The organism is Photorhabdus temperata (assembly GCF_025384845.1).
GTDB lineage: Bacteria > Pseudomonadota > Gammaproteobacteria > Enterobacterales > Enterobacteriaceae > Photorhabdus > Photorhabdus temperata.
The window spans coordinates 73,584-96,059 of sequence record NZ_JAJAFX010000015.1 but is presented as its reverse complement, the minus strand read 5'-3'; the positions used below and the strand labels follow the sequence as shown (position 1 = coordinate 96,059).

The 22,476-nt window shown below is 40.8% G+C and carries 21 protein-coding genes, 1 pseudogene and 1 riboswitch; of the genes and pseudogenes, 12 read left to right on the top strand and 10 right to left on the bottom strand.

All coding sequences use genetic code 11. The annotated features are described in order from the left end of the window. Positions 1-439 (top strand): annotated as a pseudogene (locus tag LGZ99_RS08095) (ISNCY family transposase); the annotation flags it as partial. A gap of 568 nt (positions 440-1,007) precedes the next feature. Here the strand turns inward: LGZ99_RS08095 and purB are convergent. The 5 genes from purB to rluE form a co-directional block, all read right to left on the bottom strand. Continuing rightward, positions 1,008-2,378, bottom strand: coding sequence for an adenylosuccinate lyase (gene purB / locus LGZ99_RS08090; protein WP_021325632.1), 1,371 nt, complete (start codon positions 2,376-2,378; stop codon positions 1,008-1,010). 23 nt (positions 2,379-2,401) lie between these two features. Further along, on the bottom strand, positions 2,402-3,028 hold the full coding sequence (gene hflD, locus LGZ99_RS08085; protein WP_021325633.1) for a high frequency lysogenization protein HflD: 627 nt from the start codon (positions 3,026-3,028) through the stop codon (positions 2,402-2,404). Between the two features lie 2 nt (positions 3,029-3,030). Continuing rightward, entirely contained in the window at positions 3,031-4,134 is a 1,104-nt protein-coding gene (gene mnmA / locus LGZ99_RS08080) for a tRNA 2-thiouridine(34) synthase MnmA (protein ID WP_036840531.1), read from the bottom strand. A gap of 84 nt (positions 4,135-4,218) precedes the next feature. Beyond that, the gene (locus tag LGZ99_RS08075; RefSeq protein ID WP_021325634.1) at positions 4,219-4,668 is read right to left on the bottom strand and encodes an NUDIX hydrolase; all 450 of its coding nucleotides are present in this window, start codon (positions 4,666-4,668) and stop codon (positions 4,219-4,221) included. Then, positions 4,661-5,290: a 23S rRNA pseudouridine(2457) synthase RluE gene (gene rluE / locus LGZ99_RS08070; protein ID WP_036840535.1), complete on the bottom strand. Its 630-nt coding sequence runs from the start codon at positions 5,288-5,290 to the stop codon at positions 4,661-4,663. The genes LGZ99_RS08075 and rluE overlap by 8 nt, the downstream gene beginning before the upstream one ends. A 139-nt stretch (positions 5,291-5,429) precedes the next feature. Between rluE and icd the strand changes: the two genes are divergently transcribed. From icd to LGZ99_RS08050, 4 genes are all read left to right on the top strand, one after another. Next, a complete protein-coding gene (icd, locus tag LGZ99_RS08065; RefSeq protein ID WP_036840537.1) occupies positions 5,430-6,683 on the top strand; it encodes an NADP-dependent isocitrate dehydrogenase in 1,254 nt (417 codons plus the stop codon). A 321-nt stretch (positions 6,684-7,004) separates the two neighbouring features. Then, the gene (locus LGZ99_RS08060) at positions 7,005-7,571 is read left to right on the top strand and encodes a hypothetical protein (protein WP_262979012.1); all 567 of its coding nucleotides are present in this window, start codon (positions 7,005-7,007) and stop codon (positions 7,569-7,571) included. A 1,940-nt stretch (positions 7,572-9,511) separates the two neighbouring features. Beyond that, on the top strand, positions 9,512-10,975 hold the full coding sequence (locus LGZ99_RS08055; protein WP_021325638.1) for an alanine/glycine:cation symporter family protein: 1,464 nt from the start codon (positions 9,512-9,514) through the stop codon (positions 10,973-10,975). A gap of 253 nt (positions 10,976-11,228) precedes the next feature. Further along, positions 11,229-12,056, top strand: a complete 828-nt coding sequence (locus LGZ99_RS08050) for an N-acetylmuramoyl-L-alanine amidase (protein ID WP_021325639.1) — start codon at positions 11,229-11,231, stop codon at positions 12,054-12,056. 412 nt (positions 12,057-12,468) lie between these two features. On the opposite strand, the gene LGZ99_RS08045 is transcribed toward LGZ99_RS08050, so the two are convergent. Further along, complete coding sequence (locus LGZ99_RS08045) at positions 12,469-12,897, bottom strand: DUF805 domain-containing protein (protein WP_262979011.1); 429 nt, start codon at positions 12,895-12,897, stop codon at positions 12,469-12,471. A gap of 215 nt (positions 12,898-13,112) precedes the next feature. Between LGZ99_RS08045 and LGZ99_RS08040 the strand changes: the two genes are divergently transcribed. Together LGZ99_RS08040 and yddG are read left to right on the top strand one after the other, a co-directional pair. Beyond that, positions 13,113-13,613, top strand: coding sequence for a DUF2165 family protein (locus LGZ99_RS08040; RefSeq protein ID WP_023046292.1), 501 nt, complete (start codon positions 13,113-13,115; stop codon positions 13,611-13,613). 14 nt (positions 13,614-13,627) lie between these two features. Beyond that, positions 13,628-14,521, top strand: a complete 894-nt coding sequence (gene yddG, locus LGZ99_RS08035) for an aromatic amino acid DMT transporter YddG (protein WP_390894006.1) — start codon at positions 13,628-13,630, stop codon at positions 14,519-14,521. Positions 14,522-14,585: 64 nt separating this feature from the next. On the opposite strand, the gene LGZ99_RS08030 is transcribed toward yddG, so the two are convergent. Next, the gene (locus LGZ99_RS08030; RefSeq protein WP_023046290.1) at positions 14,586-14,783 is read right to left on the bottom strand and encodes an HAD hydrolase family protein; all 198 of its coding nucleotides are present in this window, start codon (positions 14,781-14,783) and stop codon (positions 14,586-14,588) included. A 129-nt stretch (positions 14,784-14,912) separates the two neighbouring features. After that, positions 14,913-15,296 carry a helix-turn-helix domain-containing protein gene (locus tag LGZ99_RS08025; protein WP_021325645.1) on the bottom strand — a complete coding sequence of 128 codons (384 nt, stop codon included), beginning with the start codon at positions 15,294-15,296 and terminating at the stop codon, positions 14,913-14,915. Positions 15,297-15,621: 325 nt separating this feature from the next. Here LGZ99_RS08025 and LGZ99_RS08020 point away from each other — a divergent pair, with 325 nt between their 5' ends. Both LGZ99_RS08020 and LGZ99_RS08015 read left to right on the top strand, forming a co-directional pair. Continuing rightward, the gene (locus LGZ99_RS08020) at positions 15,622-15,765 is read left to right on the top strand and encodes a PhoP/PhoQ regulatory lipoprotein MgrB (protein WP_036849285.1); all 144 of its coding nucleotides are present in this window, start codon (positions 15,622-15,624) and stop codon (positions 15,763-15,765) included. Positions 15,766-15,935: 170 nt separating this feature from the next. Beyond that, a complete protein-coding gene (locus LGZ99_RS08015; protein WP_036840543.1) occupies positions 15,936-17,315 on the top strand; it encodes an amino acid permease in 1,380 nt (459 codons plus the stop codon). Positions 17,316-17,385: 70 nt separating this feature from the next. On the opposite strand, the gene pagP is transcribed toward LGZ99_RS08015, so the two are convergent. Next, positions 17,386-18,009, bottom strand: coding sequence for a lipid IV(A) palmitoyltransferase PagP (gene pagP, locus LGZ99_RS08010; protein WP_036840544.1), 624 nt, complete (start codon positions 18,007-18,009; stop codon positions 17,386-17,388). A gap of 588 nt (positions 18,010-18,597) precedes the next feature. Here pagP and cspE point away from each other — a divergent pair. Together cspE and thiD are read left to right on the top strand one after the other, a co-directional pair. Beyond that, a complete protein-coding gene (gene cspE, locus LGZ99_RS08005; protein ID WP_011147003.1) occupies positions 18,598-18,807 on the top strand; it encodes a transcription antiterminator/RNA stability regulator CspE in 210 nt (69 codons plus the stop codon). 115 nt (positions 18,808-18,922) lie between these two features. Next, positions 18,923-19,015, top strand: a riboswitch (TPP riboswitch). A gap of 41 nt (positions 19,016-19,056) precedes the next feature. Then, the gene (thiD, locus tag LGZ99_RS08000) at positions 19,057-19,857 is read left to right on the top strand and encodes a bifunctional hydroxymethylpyrimidine kinase/phosphomethylpyrimidine kinase (RefSeq protein ID WP_036840545.1); all 801 of its coding nucleotides are present in this window, start codon (positions 19,057-19,059) and stop codon (positions 19,855-19,857) included. Positions 19,858-19,978: 121 nt separating this feature from the next. On the opposite strand, the gene fbaB is transcribed toward thiD, so the two are convergent. Further along, positions 19,979-21,028, bottom strand: coding sequence for a class I fructose-bisphosphate aldolase (gene fbaB, locus LGZ99_RS07995; RefSeq protein WP_021325649.1), 1,050 nt, complete (start codon positions 21,026-21,028; stop codon positions 19,979-19,981). Between the two features lie 609 nt (positions 21,029-21,637). Here fbaB and LGZ99_RS07990 point away from each other — a divergent pair. Beyond that, positions 21,638-21,844, top strand: coding sequence for a hypothetical protein (locus LGZ99_RS07990; RefSeq protein ID WP_036840546.1), 207 nt, complete (start codon positions 21,638-21,640; stop codon positions 21,842-21,844). Positions 21,845-22,476: the final 632 nt, after the last annotated feature.

The following is a 22,476-nucleotide window of genomic DNA, read 5'->3' as shown; positions in this document are numbered from 1 at the left end:
TTTATATTTTAATTATTGGTGTATCCGCCAGCGAGATATGGCGGAGCTGCTGCAAGAGTTGGTCATACTGCTGACGTATGATTACTATACGGATGAACAGCTAAAAAGCGTGCTAAACTACTTATTACAGGCGGGAGATACCGCCGATCCAGAGGGTTTTATCCGGCGACTGGCAGAACAGTCCCCGAGGTATGAGGAGGTACTGATGACAATAGCGCAGAAACTGGAACAGAAGGGGCACCAGAAAGGGTTTATTGAAGGACGTCAGGAAGGACGGCAGGAAGGACTCCAAGAAGGACTCCAAGAAGGATTGCATAAAGGTGAAAAGCAGGGGATCCTGAAAGTCGCGTGGGCGATGATCGACATGGGTGTCGACCATGAAACGATAATGAAAACGACCGGGTTGAGCCAGAACGAACTGGAGCAAATACGCCACTAATGCGTGCTGAGAGTGCTTAATCAATATTCAATGATTCATGTTAAAAGAGGATCTTACGGTGACTGTCAGAACAGTCACCGAAGTATAAGTATCGACCGTGAAACGGTGATGAAAATCACCGGACTGAGCTTGAACAACTGTCTGACAAACTGACTATTGATACGTTATCGGCATAAAAATGCTTGAGTCAATGCACGAAACGCATAGAAAAGCGGCACATTTACATTCCAAGCGATAAGACCGAGTCTGAATCTACGTGCTTCTGAAATCTCTGTTCTTAAGCAGAGCTGAGGTTAATTAACCTTTTTATCCATTTTTTATTGCGCTATTTCTTTATGGCTTACTTCGTAAAATAACGGCTAGAAAGCTTTTGAATACCCATTTATTCAGATAATATTCTTTTATGTACTGATTTATTTTCAATTCTCTGTTAATGGTATTAAATACAACACTCATTTATTTAAGGAAAAATAGTCAGTATTCATGATAAAAATAAAAACCTCGTTATTTTCAACGAGGTTTGTCAGCGGTCTGAGACGGGTATTTTATCCGTCTGTGGGAATATCGATTAGTTTAATTCATCAACCAGAGTGATTGCGCGGCCAATATAATTTGCCGGCGTCATTGCTTTCAGGCGGATTTTCTCTTCTTCAGGTAAATCCAGCCCATCAATAAAGGTTTTCATCCCTTCAGCATTGACGCGTTTACCACGAGTGAGCTCTTTCAGCTTTTCATAAGGTTTTTCGATACCGTAGCGACGCATGACAGTCTGGATAGGTTCAGCAAGAACTTCCCAATTTCTGTCCAGCTCATCCAGCAGATTCTGTTCATTGACTTCCAGCTTATTTAAGCCTTTCATTGTAGATTGATAAGCAATCAGGGCATATCCCAGACCAACGCCAAGGTTACGTAATACGGTTGAGTCAGTCAAATCACGCTGCCAACGGGAAACCGGCAACTTGCTTGCCAGATGACCAAGTACGGCATTTGCCAGCCCCAGATTACCTTCAGAGTTTTCAAAATCAATTGGATTGACTTTATGCGGCATTGTGGAAGAGCCAATTTCGCCGGCAACCGTTTTCTGTTTGAAATGGTTGAGTGCGATATAACCCCAAATGTCACGGTTGAAATCGAGCAGAATCGTATTGAAACGGGCAATGGAATCGAACAATTCCGCAATGTAATCATGAGGTTCTATTTGAGTCGTGTAGGGATTCCATTTGATGCCCAGTGAAGTCACAAATGTTTCACTGAACTGGTGCCAGTCAACCTGTGGGTAAGCGGCTATATGGGCATTATAGTTACCCACTGCGCCATTGATTTTGCCTAATATTTCGGTTTGCTCCAGTTGGCGATATTGGCGTTCCATCCGGTGAGCAACGTTGGCAAACTCTTTACCCACAGTGGAAGGCGTGGCAGGTTGACCGTGAGTACGGGACAACAGCGGCAAGTCCCGATATTCAGCCGCCATTTTTTTAATGGCGTCAATCATCTGGCGCCATTGTGGCAAAATTACTTCTTCACGGGCTGTTTTCAGCATCAGCGCATAAGACAGATTGTTAATATCTTCAGAAGTACAGGCAAAGTGAATAAACTCAGCAACTTTATGCAGTGCCGGAACATCTGCAACTTTCTCTTTTAGAAAATATTCTACTGCTTTGACATCGTGGTTAGTCGTGCGTTCGATCGTTTTGATGCGCATTGCATCCTGTTCATTGAAATTTGCGATAATTTCATTCAGGTAAGCGTTTGCGTCCGCATCAAAAGCCGGAACTTCTTTAATTTCAGCACATTCTGCCAGTTTTTGCAGCCAACGTACTTCGACCTGCGTGCGGAATTTCAGTAAGCCAAACTCACTAAAAATGGCACGTAATGCGCTGACTTTATCGCCGTAACGGCCATCAATCGGAGAAACAGCAGTCAGTGAGGATAATTCCATTGGTAGCAACTCCCGGATTTTATTTAACAATGAGCAAGAATATCTTTCGCCTGTTGGAGCAGGCGTTGACGAGAAAACATTAATTGCCAGCGACTACCGCCAATTTGCTGCCATAAGACAGCACAACGGACCCCGGCCAGCAAAATAGCCCTGACTTTCGCTTGTACAAGTGGATTGCGCAGAACATCAGGGGAACCTGTCACCTGGATCTTTGGACCTAATGGGCTGATAACATCAACATAAATACCGGCCAACGCATTGAACATGCCTTCCGACATGGGTTCAAAATAAGTCTGTTGGCGCTCTAACTGGCTAATGCGATTGCCAAGTGCGTCGGAAGCATCCTGATTTTTACTCAGGCGGCGCTCCAGTACCATCAGGCTTAACATATAGCGGGTAAGACTAGCAGAAAGACTACTGTTAGAACCATTGAACATCCCTAGCATGGCATCCAGACCAATTCGCAGATTGCGTTCATGATTGCCAAACACATCTAAAACAGATGCTGGGTTGGTGTTCAGAATGCTATTAACCATAGTTGCAACAGCATCGGTATCACACTGGTTTTCGTGAGCAAGTTGCTGTACCAGACGACTTGACTGGCAAATTCCCGCCAGAGCCAGTGTAATGTTGTAATAATTCTTTGCCACAATTACTCCTGCAAACGTTGTTCAATCACGCCACCGCCAAGACAAACTTCACCCTGATAAAAGACGGCTGATTGGCCTGGGGTGACTGCGGCGACAGGGTTAGCAAAACGTACTTCTATTTTGTCTTCGTTTATGGGTGTGACAGTACAAGGAATATCCTGCTGGCGATAACGTGTTTTGACCACGCAGTGGATTTCTTCAGTCAGTGGCTGTTTGTCAACCCAATGAAGCTGTTGAGCAATAAGGCCGGCAGACATCATACGGGGGTGTTCGTGTCCCTGAGCCACGATCAGAATGTTATTTTGAACATCTTTGTCTATTACATACCACGGCTCTTCACTGCCTTCTTTAGTTCCGCCGATCCCCAGACCTTTACGTTGACCCAGTGTGTGGTACATCAGCCCCTGATGTTCACCAAGGGTTTCTCCATCTACAGTCATAATCGGCCCCGGTTTGGCGGGCAAATAACGGCCAAGGAAATCACGGAATTTGCGTTCACCGATAAAACAGATACCCGTGGAATCTTTTTTCTTTGCCGTCACCAAACCGATTTTTTCAGCGATACGACGCACTTCCGGTTTTTCCAATTCACCGACAGGAAATAAGCTTTGCGCGATTTGCAGATGGCTCAGGGTATATAAAAAGTAGCTTTGGTCTTTATTGTTATCGAGCCCACGCAATAATTGGCTCTTATCGTTAATATCCTTGCGGCGGACATAATGACCTGTGGCGATGTAATCCGCACCTAAATCTTCTGCGGCGAATTCCAGAAATGCTTTAAATTTAATTTCTTTGTTGCATAGAATATCTGGGTTAGGGGTTCTGCCGGCTTTATATTCAGAAAGGAAATGCTCGAAAACATTATCCCAATATTCGGCAGCAAAATTGACGGTATGAAGTTCAATACCCAGTTTATCGCAGACGGATTGCGCATCGGCCAGATCAGTCGCGGCTGAACAGTACTCTTCATCATCGTCCTCTTCCCAATTTTTCATGAACAAGCCAGCCACTTGATAACCTTGCTGTTGCAGCAGGTATGCGGAAACGGAGGAATCTACACCACCGGACATGCCGACAATGACTTTTTTCTGGCTGTTATCTGACATGAGAATCTCACTGGAGAAAAAAACAAGCGCCGTACTTTAACACGTTGTGAACGGGGGTGCATCAAACGCATCACTGTTTTGCTATTAATTAACCGGAGAGACATAGTTATCCAGCAGGGTGAGAGGATGTTTTTCGTTTTGCAGGTAACAGCGGATACTTTCTGCAACGAGTGGCGAACGCAGACAATCACTCTGTAATATTTGTTCTGCGGTAACCCAGTGGCAGCAGTCAATATCACTGTCTTGTGGATGGGTTGCTGCTTGCTGTTCCATTTCAACCAGAAACAGAAAGCGGATAAATGGTGTGCTGTCTGGTGCAACCCACTGATAAATTTTCAGCAGCGCTTGTGGTTTAGCCCGGATACCGGTTTCTTCCCATAATTCACGCTCTGCTGCTTGTAATAACGTTTCATCCGCTTCAAGATGACCCGCGGGTTGATTCCATAATGCTTTGCCATTAATTGTCTCTTCAACCACCAGGAATTTATTCTGGGCATGGACAACACAGGCAACGGTAATGTGGGGGTTAAACAAAATCGCTCTCCTTCCATTCGCCGGGTTTCATCTCGTCTAATTGCCAGTTTCCCATACTAAAACGAATCAGCCGAAGTGTAGGGAAACCAATATGTGCTGTCATTCTGCGCACTTGGCGGTTTCGGCCTTCATACAGTGTTATTTTTAACCAGCTCACCGGAATGCTCTTACGTTCACGAATCGGTGGATGACGGCTCCAGAGCCATGTTGGTTCATGAACTAACTCGGCACCTGCGGGCAGGGTAGGCCCATCTTTTAAAACAATACCGCCCCGCAGCTTATCGAGTGAAGCTTCATCTGGAACTCCTTCAACCTGAACATAATAAACCTTGGCAGTTTTTTTATCCGGTTGAGTCAGATAGGCCTGAAGTTTACCATCGTTAGTCAAAATCAATAATCCTTCACTGTCACGGTCCAAACGTCCGGCGGCATACACATCGGGGAATGGGATAAAATTTTTCAGCGTTGTTCTGCCCATTTCATCGGTGAACTGGGGCAAGACATCGTAAGGCTTGTTAAATACCAACACCCGGCGAGGCCCTGTTGGTTTTTTGACAGAATGTGATGTTTTTCTTTGGCTGAATCGGTTAAGTTTGTGTTTTTTAACAGAGAAATTTGTCATCATAGATCACTAAGCGAAATGGGGTGGGTATTATACATGAGTCTGCTATCGATTGGCGTTTGCAGAATATTCAAGTAGTATTGACACGTCCCTTACAAAAAATTAACAAGGTATTACGCTTACTTGAAAGGAGAGGTTAATGGAAAGCAAAGTAGTTATTCCGGCGGAAGGTAAAAAAATAACAGTCGACGCTAAAGGTAAACTGGTTGTTCCGAATAACCCGGTCATCCCTTATATCGAAGGGGATGGGATTGGTGTCGATGTTACCCCTGCAATGTTGAAAGTTGTCGATGCAGCGGTTCAGAAAGCCTATAAGGGTGAGCGTAAAATTTCCTGGATGGAAATCTACACCGGTGAAAAATCTACTCATGTATACGGTAAAGATGTTTGGTTGCCGGATGAAACTCTGGATCTGATCCGTGAATACCGCGTAGCCATCAAAGGCCCTCTGACGACGCCGGTTGGTGGGGGTATTCGTTCTCTGAACGTGGCATTGCGTCAGCAATTAGATCTGTATGTCTGCCTTCGCCCTGTTCGTTACTACCAGGGAACGCCAAGCCCGGTAAAACAACCTGAGCTGACCGATATGGTCATCTTCCGTGAAAATGCAGAAGATATTTACGCCGGTATCGAATGGAAAGCGGGCTCTGCGGAAGCGGATAAAGTGATCAAATTCCTGCAAGACGAAATGGGCGTGAATAAAATCCGTTTCCCACAGCAGTGTGGTATCGGTGTGAAACCCTGTTCTGAAGAAGGCACTAAACGCCTGGTTCGTGCTGCTATTGAATACGCGATTGATAATGACCGTGAATCAGTCACTCTGGTTCACAAAGGCAACATTATGAAGTTCACCGAAGGTGCTTTCAAAGACTGGGGTTACCAGCTTGCTCGTGAAGAGTTCGGCGGTGAACTGCTGGATGGCGGTCCGTGGGTGAAAATTAAGAGCCCGAAAAACGGCAAAGAGATCATTGTCAAAGATGTGATTGCTGATGCTTTCCTGCAACAGATTTTGCTGCGTCCGGCTGAATATGACGTTATCGCCTGTATGAACCTGAATGGCGACTATATCTCTGATGCACTGGCTGCTCAGGTTGGTGGTATCGGTATCGCCCCGGGAGCAAACATCGGTGATGAATGCGCTCTGTTTGAAGCAACTCATGGTACAGCACCTAAATATGCGGGTCAGGATAAGGTGAACCCAGGTTCAGTCACTCTTTCCGCTGAGATGATGTTGCGTCATATGGGGTGGACAGAAGCCGCTGATCTCATCATTAAAGGTATGGAAGGCGCGATTGCGGCGAAGACCGTTACTTACGATTTCGAGCGTTTGATGGAAGGCGCTAAGCTGCTGAAATGCAGTGAGTTTGGTGACGCTATTATCCAGCATATGTAATCCGTCATCTTCTGAAAACTTCACGGTAGCTGATATTTCCGTGGAGTTTTCTCATTTCTTGAAATTTTTGCTATAGAACTCTCATAAAATAGCCATAAAAAACGTATTTGTTTATATTGCTATGATTTGTAAGTTTTCCTTTTACATCATGTAGTTACCTATCGTTTTTATACGTTTATGTCTTAATGATTATATTGGAAAGATTCAAGCACCCAAGTGCGATATTTTGTTGTTTTTGTTGGATGCAAAATTTTGCAAGTCATATACGGCAGAGTGTATACTGAGATTAATATTTGTGCTGTTTGATATTGAGGGGGAAAGATGAGTGACTCAGATGATAAAAAAATAGAGTTCAGCACGAGTGATGTGTTAAATGCTCTCTTGCATCGCGGGCAGAATATGCAACATCTTGCAACTCAGGAAAGTGTTGATAATCTGCGCCGTGAGAATGAGGCTAGCTTCACGTCACTTAGATCCGATATTAACCAGCGGTTTGAAGCTATGGATAAAGCTCTTAACCAACGATTTGAAGCTACGGATAAAGCCCTTGATCAACGATTTGAAGTTACGGATAAAGCCCTTGATCAACGATTTGAAATTATGGGTAAAGCCCTTGATCAACGATTTGAAGCTATGAGTAAAGAGTCTAACCAACGATTTGAAGCTATGAGTAAAGAGTCTAACCAACGATTTGAAACTATGGATAAAGAATCTAACCAACGATTCGAATCTATGAGTAAGGGCGTTAACCAACGATTCGAGTCTGTGGATGTACGTCTTAGCAAACTTGAAGGTAAATTTGATCGTCTTCAATGGTCTATTGTTGCTGCGACGCTGGCGTTTCTTTTTAAAGAATATATTTTTAAGGCGGTTGCTCTTATCCAGTGACGTGCAAAATTTTACACGTTACAGTTGTTTTTTAGACTTTACTATTTTCTCTTCTTCATCCTCTTTTGCTACGGTGCTTTACCCGTTTATATCGGAATGGCACTGTAGCTGCATTTGTAACACGTCATATGGGCTGGATAGAAGCTGATGACTGTATCTGTAATGAGTAGAATATGACCTTTCTTCGCTGGTTAGCAAGCTGTCAAGGGTGATTTTAGCGGGGGAAATGCGATGCTATAGAGTGTCATTTTTATTTCAGTTTGGTCTGATGACTGATCAGTAAATATAGAAGTTAAAACTGGATAGTTAATTTAATAGCTTGTAAAAATCTTTATGGTAGAGGTGACTAAGTAAAAACCGCTAACGGGAGTTTGTTCTCCCGCCGTTTTTATAACTGTAAATATAGTACTTACTGTATAATATTTGAATTGTTATGATTTAGTTATTATTTTTCTTATTAAGAATTTTTTCATATTCCTCCCAAACGACAGATAATGGTGAACTTAAGCAACAAATGGATATTGAGCCCCCTGATGGAGGGTGGTATTCATATTTAGATCTCCCACGATAGACTCTTATAGGTAAATTGTTATCAGTAGGATTTTTCCTTTTTCTTCTTAACGTCATTCATAACCTCAACGTATATTGTTTAAATTATGGATTGAGAATAAAAGTGAGATATTTTTGCAATATTAACTTCATAAACATGTTTTTTTTGTAAAAGATAACAAATGAAAATATTAGCAGTAGATAATAAAAGATCCAGTTTTATGTTGCATATAAGAGAAGTTTTTTCATATTTTTTACGAAATTAATTTCATTGAGAAATAATATCTCATTGAAATTAATATATAATGTTAAGTAAATATGAAGTAAATATTGGTTATGGCTATGTATAGTTGGGTTAAGTACATTGTTTTTACAGATTAATAGGATTGTAAGTCATTGGGAAAATATTGGTTTTGGAGAATTTTGATGCTTAAAAGTAAATGGATTGTTAAAATAAATATTGAGCAGGATTTTAGCAAAAAACGCTGTAAACCCTCTAAATTGGAAAACTTGTTCGATAGTATGGAAAGTAGTCGCTTAGGCTATTTTTTTCTGGTTATATTAATGAATTGCTGAGTTGAGTTTTCTTCGATGATTTAACCAACCATTGACAGATAATCGAATATGTATTTATGTACTGGAAAGCTGCCAGATAATTGTTATTTATTCCCCATAGACGATCAAAGGGCGGGTCCAATTATTTTATAAAAAAGATCTTGCTATGTCAGTTCTATTGTAATTTTACAGAGAATACAGTAATAACAGAGATTGGATGTATATTCATATAGTCAAAAAATAAGCGGAAATGTGTTGATTGTGACCATATATCATTGGGTGATATTCCAGGCATTAGCACAGGGTATTGATATTTCATTGCGATTTAATAGGAGGTGGTGATTTATCTTTTTAATGCTTTATATGGTGGACGTCACTATGCGAAATTTTTTAAATTAAGTACGATTTTTTCTTAAAGCTGATAATCTGCTCACAAAATTAATCACAATATCTTATTTTTGAGTCTTTTTTCTTGATATTAATTGCTTGTTGATTTAATTAACAAACGGTTCACAAACGAGAGGTATAGATAATGGCGTGTATGAAGTTACTGGCGGGCAATAGCTGATTGAATGACATAATCTATTAACTATCGCCCAAGAACCGTACATCAAATATTCATTTAATCTGATGGGTAATGTAAAAAGGTCAGTAAACATTACACATTAATTTCAAACTTGTGTTACATTTATAGCGTTTTTCTGACCAGTATCTCTGTGTTTTTTTAAACAGCATTGCGTTAGTTGTTAATTATAAAGGCATATTAAGCGCAATGAATTCTGCCGGATACGATTTTATGGTCAGACTGGGTTTGCTAATTTAAGGGGAAAAACATCTTGACGGAACTAATTAACTTTTTTAACAACATCCTTTGGGGCTCCGTATTGATTTATCTTCTTCTTGGGGCCGGTGTTTACTTCACTATACGTACAGGTTTTATACAGATTCGTCACTTTGGGCATATGTTTTCAGTACTGAAAAACAGTAAAAAATCTGACAGTGCAGGTATTTCATCATTCCAGGCGTTGTGTACCAGCTTAGCTGCACGGGTAGGTACGGGTAATCTTACCGGTGTGGCAATCGCCTTAACGGCGGGTGGTCCTGGCGCTATTTTTTGGATGTGGGTTGTTGCCCTGATTGGGATGGCGACCTCTTTTATTGAGAGCACACTTGCCCAGCTGTACAAGACAAAAGACGATAAAGGGAATTACCGCGGCGGCCCGGCCTATTACATGGAAAAAGGGCTTGGGGTACGCTGGATGGGCATTATGTTCTCCATATTCCTTATTATTGCTTTTGGTCTGGTATTTAATGCTGTCCAGGCAAATTCAATTGTTCAGGCTGCTGCTTTCGCATTTAATTTTAATCCGTTATATGTCGGTATTGGCCTGGTGATCCTTAGCGGGGTTATTATTTTTGGTGGTTTGCGCTCTATTGCCAGAGTTGCGGAGCTGGTTGTTCCCTTTATGGCAGCAGCTTATCTGATCCTGGCGTTTTGGGTTGTCGGGCATAATTTTGAACGAATACCGGAAGTGTTTGCATTGATTTTCAAAAGTGCATTTGGCTTACAGGAAGCGGTTGCAGGAACCGTTGGTTACGGTGTTGCGCAGGCAATGACGCAAGGTGTCCAGCGAGGATTGTTTTCAAATGAAGCGGGGATGGGTTCAGCCCCTAATGCAGCTGCTTCCGCATCTCCATATCCTCCTCATCCGGCATCTCAGGGATATGTGCAAATGTTGGGTGTCTTTATGGATACTCTTGTTATCTGTAGCGCTACTGCTGTTATCATCCTTTCATCGGGTGTGCTTGATGGTGATATTTCAGGAATAAGTGGAATAGAGCTGACTCAGCGGGCATTATCCTCAGCGGTCGGTGATTGGGGATCTGCGTTTATCGCGTTAGCTATCTTCTTTTTCGCCTTCACATCAATCATTGCGAATTATGCTTACGCTGAAAGCAATATCGTATTCCTTGAAGGTAATCATACCGCGGGCCTGGTGATCCTCCGTCTGTCGGCATTAGGTATGGTGATGTTTGGTGCGTTGGCTGAATTGCCTTTAGTTTGGAAAATGGCTGATTTATCTATGGCATTGATGGCAATTACCAATCTAACCGCTATTTTGTTACTTTCCGGCGTCGCATTTAAACTTGCAAAAGATTATAACCAGCAGAGACGTGTCGGTAGGTTACCGACATTTGATATCAATCAATATCCTGAGATTCAGCAAAAGGTTGAAGTTGGTATTTGGGAGGAAACAGCAAGTCTTGCCCAGTCGAATCAAGCGACCGACCACAAGTGAGATACCAGGACGGAAGGTATAGTTAATATTATTTAATGATATAGAAGCTGGTTACCTTTTACGTCTTGCTTGTTATTTTTGCCTTATTCCTATTTAAATTATGGGAATAAGGCATTTTCTCTTGTGTTTTATATCAAGAGTAAAACCGATAATTTTATAAAAAAATCATATAAAACATAAAATTTATTTTGTATTAATTTAATTTCTTTGTGTTATTATCTTGTTTTCAATTAATAGGTGGGACAGGGAGATTATGAAGAAGATCATATTGGTTGGCTTATTTATGTTATTGGCCGGGTGTTCCAGCCAGCGTCATCTGGAAGATCGCGGCACTTATAAAGCTGATAGCTCTTTTCCTTCGAAAAGTCAGAATGACAGAGTAAGATTTTTGGTGTTCCACTATACTGCCGTCAATGATCAGGATTCTTTACGTATATTGACTCAGGACGGTGTCAGTGCTCATTACCTGATCCCATCGTTACCGAATTATGTGAGTGGGAAGCCGGTCATTCTGGAATTGGTTCCTGAAGGTAAGAGAGCATGGCATGCTGGTGTCAGTGCGTGGAATGGTCGAAAAGATTTGAATGACACATCAATTGGCGTTGAAATTGTCAATAAAGGATTTACGGAAAGGTTACTTGAGAAAGAGTGGTATCCGTTTAATGAGCAGCAGATCGATCTGTTAGCGCGTTTGGCGAAAGATATTATTCAGCGTTATGACATTGAGCCGGTAAATGTTATTGGTCACAGCGATATCGCACCGCTGAGAAAATATGATCCAGGTAAACTTTTCCCGTGGAAGAACTTGGCTGAACAAGGTATCGGTGCATGGCCTGATGATGTAACAGTTGAAAAATATATGGCTGGCAGAAAATGGAATGACATGGCTTCTGTTGCGTTGATACAGAAAACATTAGCTAAATATGGCTATACCATTCCACAAACGGGTGTACTTGATGAAGATACCCTTAAAACAATCAGTGCATTCCAGATGCATTTCAGACCAGATGACATCAGTGGTAATCCCGATGCGCAAACTGAGTCAATAGCTCTGGCTCTGGTTGAGAAATATAAAGGGTAGTTTGTTCGCATTCAGTAAGATCGTGCCATAAAAGTTACTTTATTTGAGTGACTTTTATGGCATAGCTTTTCGATAATTAGCACGATAAAACTTTCATGGTTCGCTCTTCTGATTTCTCTTCATGTTGTTTTAATCTATAATCGCAAACTATTTCGGCAATGATCAATCAAGAATTTCCAATTTCATTTCCACTATTTTGATTCCAAATCTTTTTCATCATTACTTTTTATAGTTAAATTATTTTAACAAACTAGTCGTCAGACAGGATTGTAGAAATCCGGTCATAGTGGAATAATAAAATATTCAGTAATAATGCAATGTATATAAATAATCGTCGTTTTATTTTATAACGACGATTACTATCTTAAGTAATAGTCAGATGAAATAAAATTTTTGGGACATAAAGTAAATATTACCCTTTATTATTGTTTTTTCTTGCCGGAAGAGTAAAGGCAAGAATGATCCCAACCAGGCTGATAAATGGCGAATAGATCATTATTTTGTCAGAAAGATAGTTTGGTAACACACTGAATAGATAGATAAAAATAGATATTGGCCAGCCATATAACCCCGCCCCATTCAATCGGAAAGCGGTTTTCATGATTAAATAGTAAATAGTGGCGAAGGAGCACATTGCCCATAAACCAATAGAGATCATATACAGCCATACAGATAATCCATATTGCATATAGGCTGCATAATTGTTTTCTGCCAGATAACCAGAGAGGAAAATCAGCATTCCGAGGATAACAGCCGCTGTAATAAAGCTGATAATATAATCTCTCCTATTCAATTTTTGTCTGAAATAGTTTTTTATTGAGCTAACTAGAGAATCATCCATAAGTAACAGTCAGGTAAATAAGAATAGAATAGATAATAACTGATCTAATGATGGTATGAACAGGAAAACATAAGTCAGATATTAGATGAAAATATTTTAAAAGTAATTCTACGATTTAATATGTAGGAATAAGGTGATGATTGTTAAATTATATGATAGTTTGTGTTCTTTATGATCTCTCTGGTGTTTCAGTCATTCTTTGGAGAACCCGACAAATGATTATTCGTTTATCTAAGGTCTTGCTGGTCTGTGCAATAGCGCTGTTTGCTACATTGGTCGCTTTTGGCAATATCACAGACTATGGTACTAATTTCGTGTTTGTACAGCATGTATTGATGATGGATACCATTTTCCCTGATGCGACCATCACCTATCGTGCAATCCATTCACCGGTGTTACATCACATTAGTTATATTGTCATTATTTCTTTAGAAACGTTAACTGCGGTTTTATGTTGGATTGGTGGTATCCGTTTACTGGCGAATTTGAAATCTGATGCTGTTGTCTTCAATAAAAAGAAAGCTATCGCAATAGCTGGCCTGACCTTGGGTTTCCTGACCTGGCAGGTGGCATTTATGTCAATTGGTGGTGAATGGTTTGGGATGTGGATGTCTAAACAATGGAATGGCGTGTCCAGCGCTTTCCATTTCTTTGTCACTATCATTTTGGTATTGATTTATTTGATACAGCATGACAGGGAACTAGACCAAGAATAAAGATGAGGATCGATGTGAAAACAAGGATCGAACAACACAAAGCGACAATATACGGAGTCCTGGCGATTGTATTGTGGAGTACAATTGTCGGGTTGATAAGAAGTGTTAGTGAAAGTTTTGGGCCTGTAGGTGGCGCAGCGCTTATTTATACTGTTGGCGCAATTTTTCTGGTTTTGCTAATCGGTTTCCCAAAAATCAGCACTTTTCCCAGAGTCTATTTGTGGCTTGGGAGTTTGCTATTTGTCGGTTATGAAATCTGTTTATCACTTTCATTAGGTTTTGCCAATAATCGTGCTCAGGCAATTGAATTGGGCATGGTTAACTATTTATGGCCAGGTTTTACTGTCTTATTGGCGGTCATTGTTAATAAGCAGAAAGTGAACGGGTGGCTTTATCCTGGTTTATTACTGTCTATTCTGGGGATTGGTTGGGTGATGAGCGGTGATAATGGCTGGTCATTCAGGCAGATGGTGGAGAATATCCAGAGTAACCCATTAAGCTATGGGTTGGCTTTTTCTGGTGCAATTATCTGGGCGGTGTATTGTAACATTACAAAAATCATGGCGGAGGGTAAGAATGGCATGACGCTGTTTTTTATCTTGACGGCTTTTGCATTATGGATTCAATACTTTTTCACATCTCCGCCTGAAATGGTGATAACTCTTCGTAGTGTCAGCATATTACTGTTTGCCGGAGCGGCTATTGGTGTGGCGAATGCTGCTTGGACAGTCGCAATCATCAGAGGACATGTTGCATTATTGGCTACGTTATCTTATTTCACGCCGATTATCTCTACCGCTTTTTCATCCTTACTGCTGAGTACCGCACTCTCTTTTTCATTTTGGCAAGGTGTGCTAATGGTCACAGTCGGATCAATTGTCTGTTGGTTAGCGACCAGAGCTAAATAATACCTGTGAAGCCAAGATCTCAGGGATAGGTATGAAGATGGGGTTAAATAGAGAATAAATCGCTTTACAGGAATTTATTTATCGCTATTGCCACCCCATCTTGTTCATTTGTTGCAGTAATAAACTGAGCGATATCTTTGACACCTTGTTCGGCATTACCCATTGCGACACCAACAGCGGCGAATTCGATCATTGCCAGATCATTATTATGGTCACCAATACACATAATTTTATCTCTGGTGATACCGAGATGATCAGCCAACGGCTTTGACAGCAGTCCCTTTATTCATTTTATTGACATATCTCTCCCCTGAAAGTCTGGCAACCTGATTATGGTATGGCTGCGTTTGTTGGGTAATTACCCGTTTAAAGGTGCTTTCTGGTTGCTGTGTCATGAACAGTTGGTGGTGAAATGCAGAGGTTGTTTAACCTCTAGCTCAATATCTGGATTCTGCCGGAAATCATAGGGCGTTATGCCATACTCTTTACGGAACATATAAGTGAAATGAGATTGTGAGCCAAAGCCAAAATCCAGGGCGATATCGAAAATAGGCAAGGTGCTGTTTCTTAAAAGATGAACAGCACCGGCCAGACGTCGCTGGCGGATATATTTGCCAAGAGAAATTCGGGTAACTTCCTTGAATATTTTCTGCATGTGCCAAAGCGAATAGCCAGAGTAAGCAGCCAGTTCTTCCAGATGGATTACCCGGCCAAGGTGATTCTCGATCCATTTGCTGAGAGCGTATACAAGTGCTAAGTGATTATCCTGTGGCATTAACAATTTTGTTCTGGTTGAAAGTGAAAGGAAGTATACACAACTTTTTCTGATTTTTCTAAAGATGACAAAGCGTTGACATAGCGATTCAAATTATAACTAAATGTGATAATTGATTTTTTTATGCTGATGAATAGAATTCACATAATGAGTATTTGTTTAAATTCGTTTTGGTACATTGTTGTCATAAAACTGTGAGCCAGTACGATTTTTTCACAACGGAAAACATAAGATGAATATTTTTCCTGTTGCACTATTGTAAAATATCATTTTCCAATTTTATTCTTAACATATTGCGTACTGACCGAACTTGAAGGAAACAGAATTGGATATAAAAAAAACCATTGCAATCTTAGTATTACTTGGAATATGTCTATTCTTGTATCTGTTAGCTTTGGATAGCTACTGTGATCAGGGAGAAAAGTTTGATTCAGGTATTTGTTTTGTGACCCGTTATCTGCCTTTCTGATTAGTTGCTGATACTCATCAGCCATTTTCCCATCATGTATCTGTGCTAACATATGCCTTCAATATCCACCCTTTAAAGCTAGTGTTTTGTCTGTTTTAAATAAAGCAGATGAATGGGAAGCGGTTGTTTTCCCACTAATAATAAAATAAAAGTTGCAGCAAGAGGAAAAGATGGCAGAACAATCGCAGGGATCAACACTTAAACGCGGTTTGAAAAACCGGCATATTCAGCTTATTGCTTTGGGGGGGGCCGTCGGGACAGGGTTGTTTCTCGGTATTGCGCAAACCATAAAAATGGCAGGTCCCTCCGTAATTTTAGGCTACGCTATCGCAGGCTTTATCGCATTTCTGATTATGCGTCAATTGGGGGAGATGGTGGTTGAAGAGCCTGTAGCGGGGTCGTTTAGTCATTTTGCTTATAAATATTGGGGGGATTTTCCCGGTTTTTTATCAGGCTGGAATTACTGGATGATGTTTACTCTGGTCGGAATGGCAGAGTTGACGGCTGTAGGGATGTATATTCATTACTGGTGGCCTGATATTCCTACTTGGGTTTCTGCTACGGTATTCTTTGTCCTAATCAATACGGTAAATTTAATTAATGTCCGGTCATATGGTGAGACAGAATTCTGGTTCGCTATTATTAAAGTGACAGCAATTATCTGCATGATTGTTTTTGGCTCATACCTGTTAGTCAGCGGTAATGGCGGCCCGCAGGCCAGTATTGCTAATCTTTGGCAGTATGGCGGTTTTATGCCGAATGGGATCTCTAGCCTTATCATGGCAATGGCTGTGATTATGTTCTCTTTTGGTGGGTTGGAGCTGGTTGGTATTACTGCTGCGGAAGCGGAAAATCCACGTATCAGTATTCCTAAGGCAACCAATCAGGTGGTATACAGAATATTGATTTTCTATATTGGTTCTCTGACCGTGTTGTTGTCGCTTTATCCGTGGGGCAATGTTATTGAAGGTGAAAGCCCATTTGTCATGATTTTTCATAACCTGGATAGTTTCTGGGTAGCTAATGTTCTGAATGTTGTTGTTCTGACTGCTGCATTGTCCGTTTATAACAGCGGTGTATATTGTAACAGCCGGATGCTGTACGGTTTAGCAAAGCAAGGCAATGCACCCGGAATGCTGAAAAAAGTTAATGAGAGTGGTGTTCCTACCAAAGCAATCGTGATGTCTGCATTGGCGACGTCAATTGGTGTCTTGATTAACTATGTCATGCCGGGCAAAGCATTTGAATTATTGATGGCGCTGGTGGTGACAACACTGGTTATTAACTGGGTCATGATCTGTATGGCGCATTTAAAATTCCGGGCAAAGAAAGTTAAAGAGGGGGTAGAACCGTCATTTAAAGCATTCTGGTACCCGTTTAGTAATTATCTGTGTCTGGTTTTCCTGGCCTTTATACTGGTCATTATTTTGATGATGGACAGTATCCGTATTTCAGTCATTTTGATGCCATTCTGGATTGGTATTCTATGGCTCGGATTTCTCATATCCCATTCCCGCAAGAATAAAATGGAAACCATGAACCAGGGATAACACACACCTGGATTATCATGATAAGGATACCAGGCTGATGTCACCCACAGCCTGGTATTTTTTTATCTGGTTACCATTGCCAGCGTAACCAGGCGAAGAGTACGTTACCGTTATTATATGTGCCGGGAATGTATGTCCCCTGAAACGATAACCGATTATATTCTATGGAGAATAGTGGCAGTGGGAGTGGAATAGGGACATAGTAATACTCATGACGGGCTGTGACACTTAAAGTGAAGCCAATACCCATTCGGAGGCCATCTAAATCACCGGGTATCCACATTTTCTGAAAACCATAACCAACGATGGGTTCTAAACGGTTATGAGAGTCCATAAAAGCCATAGCATAGAGAGAATGCCAGTCATTGTCTTCGTCGTAACGGTATTTACCATAACCGAAACCCCAGGGCCGCTCATTATATTTTTCAATTTTTTCTTCATCGTAGGTAAATCTGTTATGCCAGGTAATTACCGGCAGATAAAGTTCATTGCTGGGTGCATCCCAAGTGAGAGCGACATTATTGCTGAATTTTCCCCATAAACTGTCTGAACTGTTGTCATTACTGGCTTGTGTAGGGGATTGCATGGTTGTTAATGATTGATTGTTGGTATTTGCTGTTGTTGCAAACACTGTCCCAGGTGAGACGAGAAAAGTTACTGTTAGGGCACAGGCTGCGGTTAAATCAAACTTCATTATTTATTGCTCCAATTTCCCGGCGACATAAATTGGGAAGATCTTTTGTATCACGTAAAATATGACAAACATCTAAATTCAGGAATTCTACTCTTGCTATTTTAAATAAAACTTAAACGAGAAATTAATATTAAGATGTTATATGTATTAAATGAGTATATTTAATACTGATATTTGGACTGACGAATATTGGGAAATGTGTTGACTCTTTCTTTCACCCAAAGAGGGGGGATGCGCGCCTGTAGACATACCACAGATATAAAGATTCTAACAATAAGAAAGGCAAAATAAATTAATATTATTTATATGATTTGAAGTTTTGTTGAGTGGATAAACTGTAAGCTAATTAGGATAACCTTGGATTTTCAAATTTTTGCGGTTATGTTAAACAATAATTGTTGTTAAGAATTTTAAATATGTGCGTTAGCTCCATAGCTGATAAAAAATGGCTTGCCATCATATTAAGAATATGTGATAAATCGTTCGGGTAAACGAGGTACGGTTCTGTTAATAGCAGCAACTCGCTCTGGTTTTTATGTTGCGCCGAACGGCGAATTAGAATTAAGTGATCCAAAGGAAATTCTTAAAATGGCAAAAATCACTGGTACTGTAAAGTGGTTCAACGAATCTAAAGGTTTTGGTTTTATTACTCCAGCTGATGGCAGCAAAGATGTATTTGTACATTTTAGCGCTATTCAGAGCGAAGGTTTTAAAACTTTGGCAGAAGGTCAAAAAGTTGAGTTTGAAATTCAGGACGGTCAGAAAGGTCCTTCTGCGGCAAACGTCACAGCAGCATAACTTCTTTTTGTCAATCATTTTGAATTGACGAAGTAAATTTGTTGTCTTAATTGGTTTTTTATTGGCAACAATGACATACCGATATCACCCTGTTGGTTATCTGATAGGGTGTTTTTGTTTTGACTCGGGGTGCTCTTCACTGAGCTGAGATGAACCCGTAATACCTGATCTGGATAATGCCAGCGTAGGGAAGTCAAGGTGTCTTTTTCCTGATACCTGCTTTTCTTTTGCTGGTGGGAAGGAGTACCTATGGTAAGAATCAATTCACTGACAATTGCCGGGACTGATCCTAGCGGTGGCGCCGGTATTCAAGCTGATCTAAAAACTTTCTCTGCGCTTGGTGCTTATGGCACAACAGTAATGACAGCTCTTGTCGCACAAAATACGCATGGCGTGCAATCTGTTTATGACATAGATCCTGCTTTCGTTGCTGCACAGCTTGAGTCTGTGCTGTCAGACATCAGAATCGATAGCGCCAAGATAGGCATGTTATCTAATGCGGCCAATGTTGCAGTAGTTGCAGACGCAATAAGCCGTTATTCAGTACCTTATGTTGTATTGGATACGGTGATGATTGCGAAAAGCGGTGATCCGCTGCTGGCGCCGGAAGCGGTTTCTGCGGTTGTTGAACGGCTGCTACCGAAGGTGTCGTTGATGACGCCGAATTTGCTGGAAGCCGCAACCATATTGAGATGCGCTGTAGCAGAAACCGAAGCAGACATGCAAAAACAAGGACGTGAATTATTATCACTGGGATGTGAAGCGGTTTTACTTAAAGGCGGACATCTTACCGACGGTGAAAGCCCTGATTGGCTATTTACGGGGAAGGGAGAATGGCGTTTCACTGCTCCCAGAATCAATACTCGTCATACTCATGGTACAGGGTGTACGCTTTCCGCTGCATTAGCGGCTTTGCGTCCACGTTATCCGGATTGGCAGACAACGCTTCCTGTTGCCAAATTATACCTCCAGACGGCATTAGAACAGGCAGATTCTCTGGATGTCGGAACCGGAATTGGACCTGTACATCATTTTCATCAGTGGTGGTGAGGGAGCGTGATTCGGTGATAATGAGTCATGAAGGGTAAGATGCCTGTGCTATGAGAGCAATATGGCTCAGAATGTGTAATGTCTTCACGATTTTATTCATCATCACCGATGACAAGCCTTATTAAGCGATAGTCACTTGCTGATCCAGATAGACATCTTGAACCGCATTAATCAGTTCAACACCCTCTTTCATGGATTTTTTGAAAGCTTTACGACCGAGGATCAACCCCATACCACCTGCACGTTTATTAATGACGGCGGTACGAACTGAATCACTCAAATCATTATCACCGGATGCGCCGCCTGAGTTAATCAAGCCGGCACGACCCATGTAGCAATTAGCTATCTGATAACGAACCAGATCGATTGGGTGATCGGTGGTTAAATTGGTATAAACACGCTTATCTGTATGACCAAAACCAATCGCAGTATAGCCGCCATTATTTTCAGCCATTTTCTGTTTAACGATATCGGCACCGATAGTGGCGGCTAAATGGTTAGCCTGACCGGTTAAATCAGCGCTGGCGTGATAATCCACTCCCTCTTTTTTGAAGGCGGAGTTACGCAGGTAGGCCCATAATACCGTGACCATACCCAATTCATGCGCTCGTTCAAAAGCTGCTGAGATTTCCTCGATTTGACGACGTGATTCAGCAGAGCCAAAGTAAATCGTTGCACCAACGGCTACCGCGCCCATCTCAAATGCCTGTTCAACGCTGGCATATAAAGTTTGATCATATTGGGCAGGATAACTCAATGTTTCATTGTGGTTCAGTTTAACCAGAAACGGGATCTTATGAGCATAGCGACGGGAAACTGCGGATAACACGCCATAAGTAGAGGCGACACAGTTACAGCCTGCTTCAATAGCCAGTTCAACGATATTCTTCGGATCAAAATAGAGTGGGTTCGCGGCAAAAGAAGCGGCAGCAGAATGTTCTACACCTTGATCCACCGGCAAAATAGACAAATAGCCAGTACCGGCAAGGCGACCATGATTTAGCAATGTTTGCATGGAGCGCAGAACCGTATTTGGCCGGTTATTGTCGATCATAACGCGGTCAACAAAATCGGAGCCTGGCAGATAAAGATTTTCACTCGGAATGGTGCTACAACGATGCTGCAATAAACTGTCTGCATCTTTACCTAACAACTTAGCGATATCAGTCATGTTTTACTCCAGTTCACAAAAGATACTGTTGATTGTCATTTATCCGTTTTAAAATAACAAGTTGTATTAGGAGGGAAGTGGTAGTGGATCGCTTCAGGTAGGCTTTTAAGAATATTAAAGGCGGTTTCACGATGACATACAAAAAATACAACCCTTTTTGGGAAGGTTATATGGCGGATTTCTTAAGAGGTTATGTTGGGATTAATCAAATTAAAATCCCTTTGATGCTGTTGGTCTCGAAAAGCAGTTAAAAGAGAATACAGTATATATTGCACTGCTGTCATTAGATGAGGAAAAAAGTGTTCTGGAGGATATTGATTCTCCAAAACCAAAAAGCCCATTGATGAAGAAGGTGTTCTCGGTTGCAGATCTAATATCACTCTATGCAGGTAATATTTGTGATGTTTTTGACCTGACAAATAGAGTAAGAGAATTTAAAAGATTAGGGATTAAAGCGACAGAGTATGTTGGCAAGAATGGTGAAAAATATATTAAAATCTCAGGTTATTTAAGGATGAATACACGCTGGCTGATTTTTTAGGGAATATTGTTGTAGATCTGGTTAAGGCAGCGGCAGTAGCTTGTGTTTCTTGGGCTATTGGGTCTTTGATGTTAGCTACATCTGTTGCTGGTTCTAGTGTGATTTTTGTGGTTGCTATGGTGTTTACTGGAGGTTTTATGACAACATATGCACTTGATGTTATAGATAAAAAATTTAAAATTAGTGAAACTGTGGTTAATATTATTGTATTATGCATTCGCATAAATAAGTTAATTGATTACATGAAATGTATACAAACATACAACATATTCTGATGTTATTCAGATTATCTTTATAGGGTCAGATATTAATATTTTGAGGTTTTTATTTGTATAAATGCAATTGGTTTCATTTTTATTTCGGCAATTTATTTACTATGATTATATGGAATAAATAAGGATCTTGATCATTACAGTTTAAAAATATATATAATCCTGTAAGCGATAATCAATGTGGTTATTTATCCTCTCGTAAAAATGATTGTAATGTAAAATAATTATTGTGTTAAATTTTTAGTTTCAGCCTATATTTATCGATCAATAAACTGATTGATAAACATATAAATATAATTTAATTTTTTCACAGATAGAAAATTCTTCATGGTTTTTTATTGCAGGTGGTGATATTTAACTTTCTTCTCTTTATAAAAAACATTTTTCCTGTTACGTTTCTTCCTTGGTAAACAGTGTCTTATCAAATGGTTGGGTTGTTGATGGAAGATGTTGTGTTTGATAGATAAGGCAGAATACTTATTGTTGCTCCCCACCAGACTGGCTTTTCCTGAATGTTATTGCCAGATGATATTTTCACTCTGAATCCAGTGCAGAAATGCGTTTCTGTCGTCCTTTGATTTGCTAACCAGTGCTTGTTGTGAGGTTAAGATGAATATCAACTTTATCCTTGTGAG

Coding starts and splice junctions, on each gene's coding strand:
- purB (WP_021325632.1), bottom strand. CDS start 2,378: ATGGAATTATCCTCACTGACTGCTGTTTCTCCGATTGATGGCCGTTAC.
- mnmA (WP_036840531.1), bottom strand. CDS start 4,134: ATGTCAGATAACAGCCAGAAAAAAGTCATTGTCGGCATGTCCGGTGGT.
- rluE (WP_036840535.1), bottom strand. CDS start 5,290: ATGACAAATTTCTCTGTTAAAAAACACAAACTTAACCGATTCAGCCAA.
- icd (WP_036840537.1), top strand. CDS start 5,430: ATGGAAAGCAAAGTAGTTATTCCGGCGGAAGGTAAAAAAATAACAGTC.
- LGZ99_RS08060 (WP_262979012.1), top strand. CDS start 7,005: ATGAGTGACTCAGATGATAAAAAAATAGAGTTCAGCACGAGTGATGTG.
- LGZ99_RS08050 (WP_021325639.1), top strand. CDS start 11,229: ATGAAGAAGATCATATTGGTTGGCTTATTTATGTTATTGGCCGGGTGT.
- LGZ99_RS08045 (WP_262979011.1), bottom strand. CDS start 12,897: ATGGATGATTCTCTAGTTAGCTCAATAAAAAACTATTTCAGACAAAAA.
- LGZ99_RS08040 (WP_023046292.1), top strand. CDS start 13,113: ATGATTATTCGTTTATCTAAGGTCTTGCTGGTCTGTGCAATAGCGCTG.
- LGZ99_RS08025 (WP_021325645.1), bottom strand. CDS start 15,296: ATGCCACAGGATAATCACTTAGCACTTGTATACGCTCTCAGCAAATGG.
- LGZ99_RS08015 (WP_036840543.1), top strand. CDS start 15,936: ATGGCAGAACAATCGCAGGGATCAACACTTAAACGCGGTTTGAAAAAC.
- pagP (WP_036840544.1), bottom strand. CDS start 18,009: ATGAAGTTTGATTTAACCGCAGCCTGTGCCCTAACAGTAACTTTTCTC.
- cspE (WP_011147003.1), top strand. CDS start 18,598: ATGGCAAAAATCACTGGTACTGTAAAGTGGTTCAACGAATCTAAAGGT.
- thiD (WP_036840545.1), top strand. CDS start 19,057: ATGGTAAGAATCAATTCACTGACAATTGCCGGGACTGATCCTAGCGGT.
- fbaB (WP_021325649.1), bottom strand. CDS start 21,028: ATGACTGATATCGCTAAGTTGTTAGGTAAAGATGCAGACAGTTTATTG.
- LGZ99_RS07990 (WP_036840546.1), top strand. CDS start 21,638: ATGTTAGCTACATCTGTTGCTGGTTCTAGTGTGATTTTTGTGGTTGCT.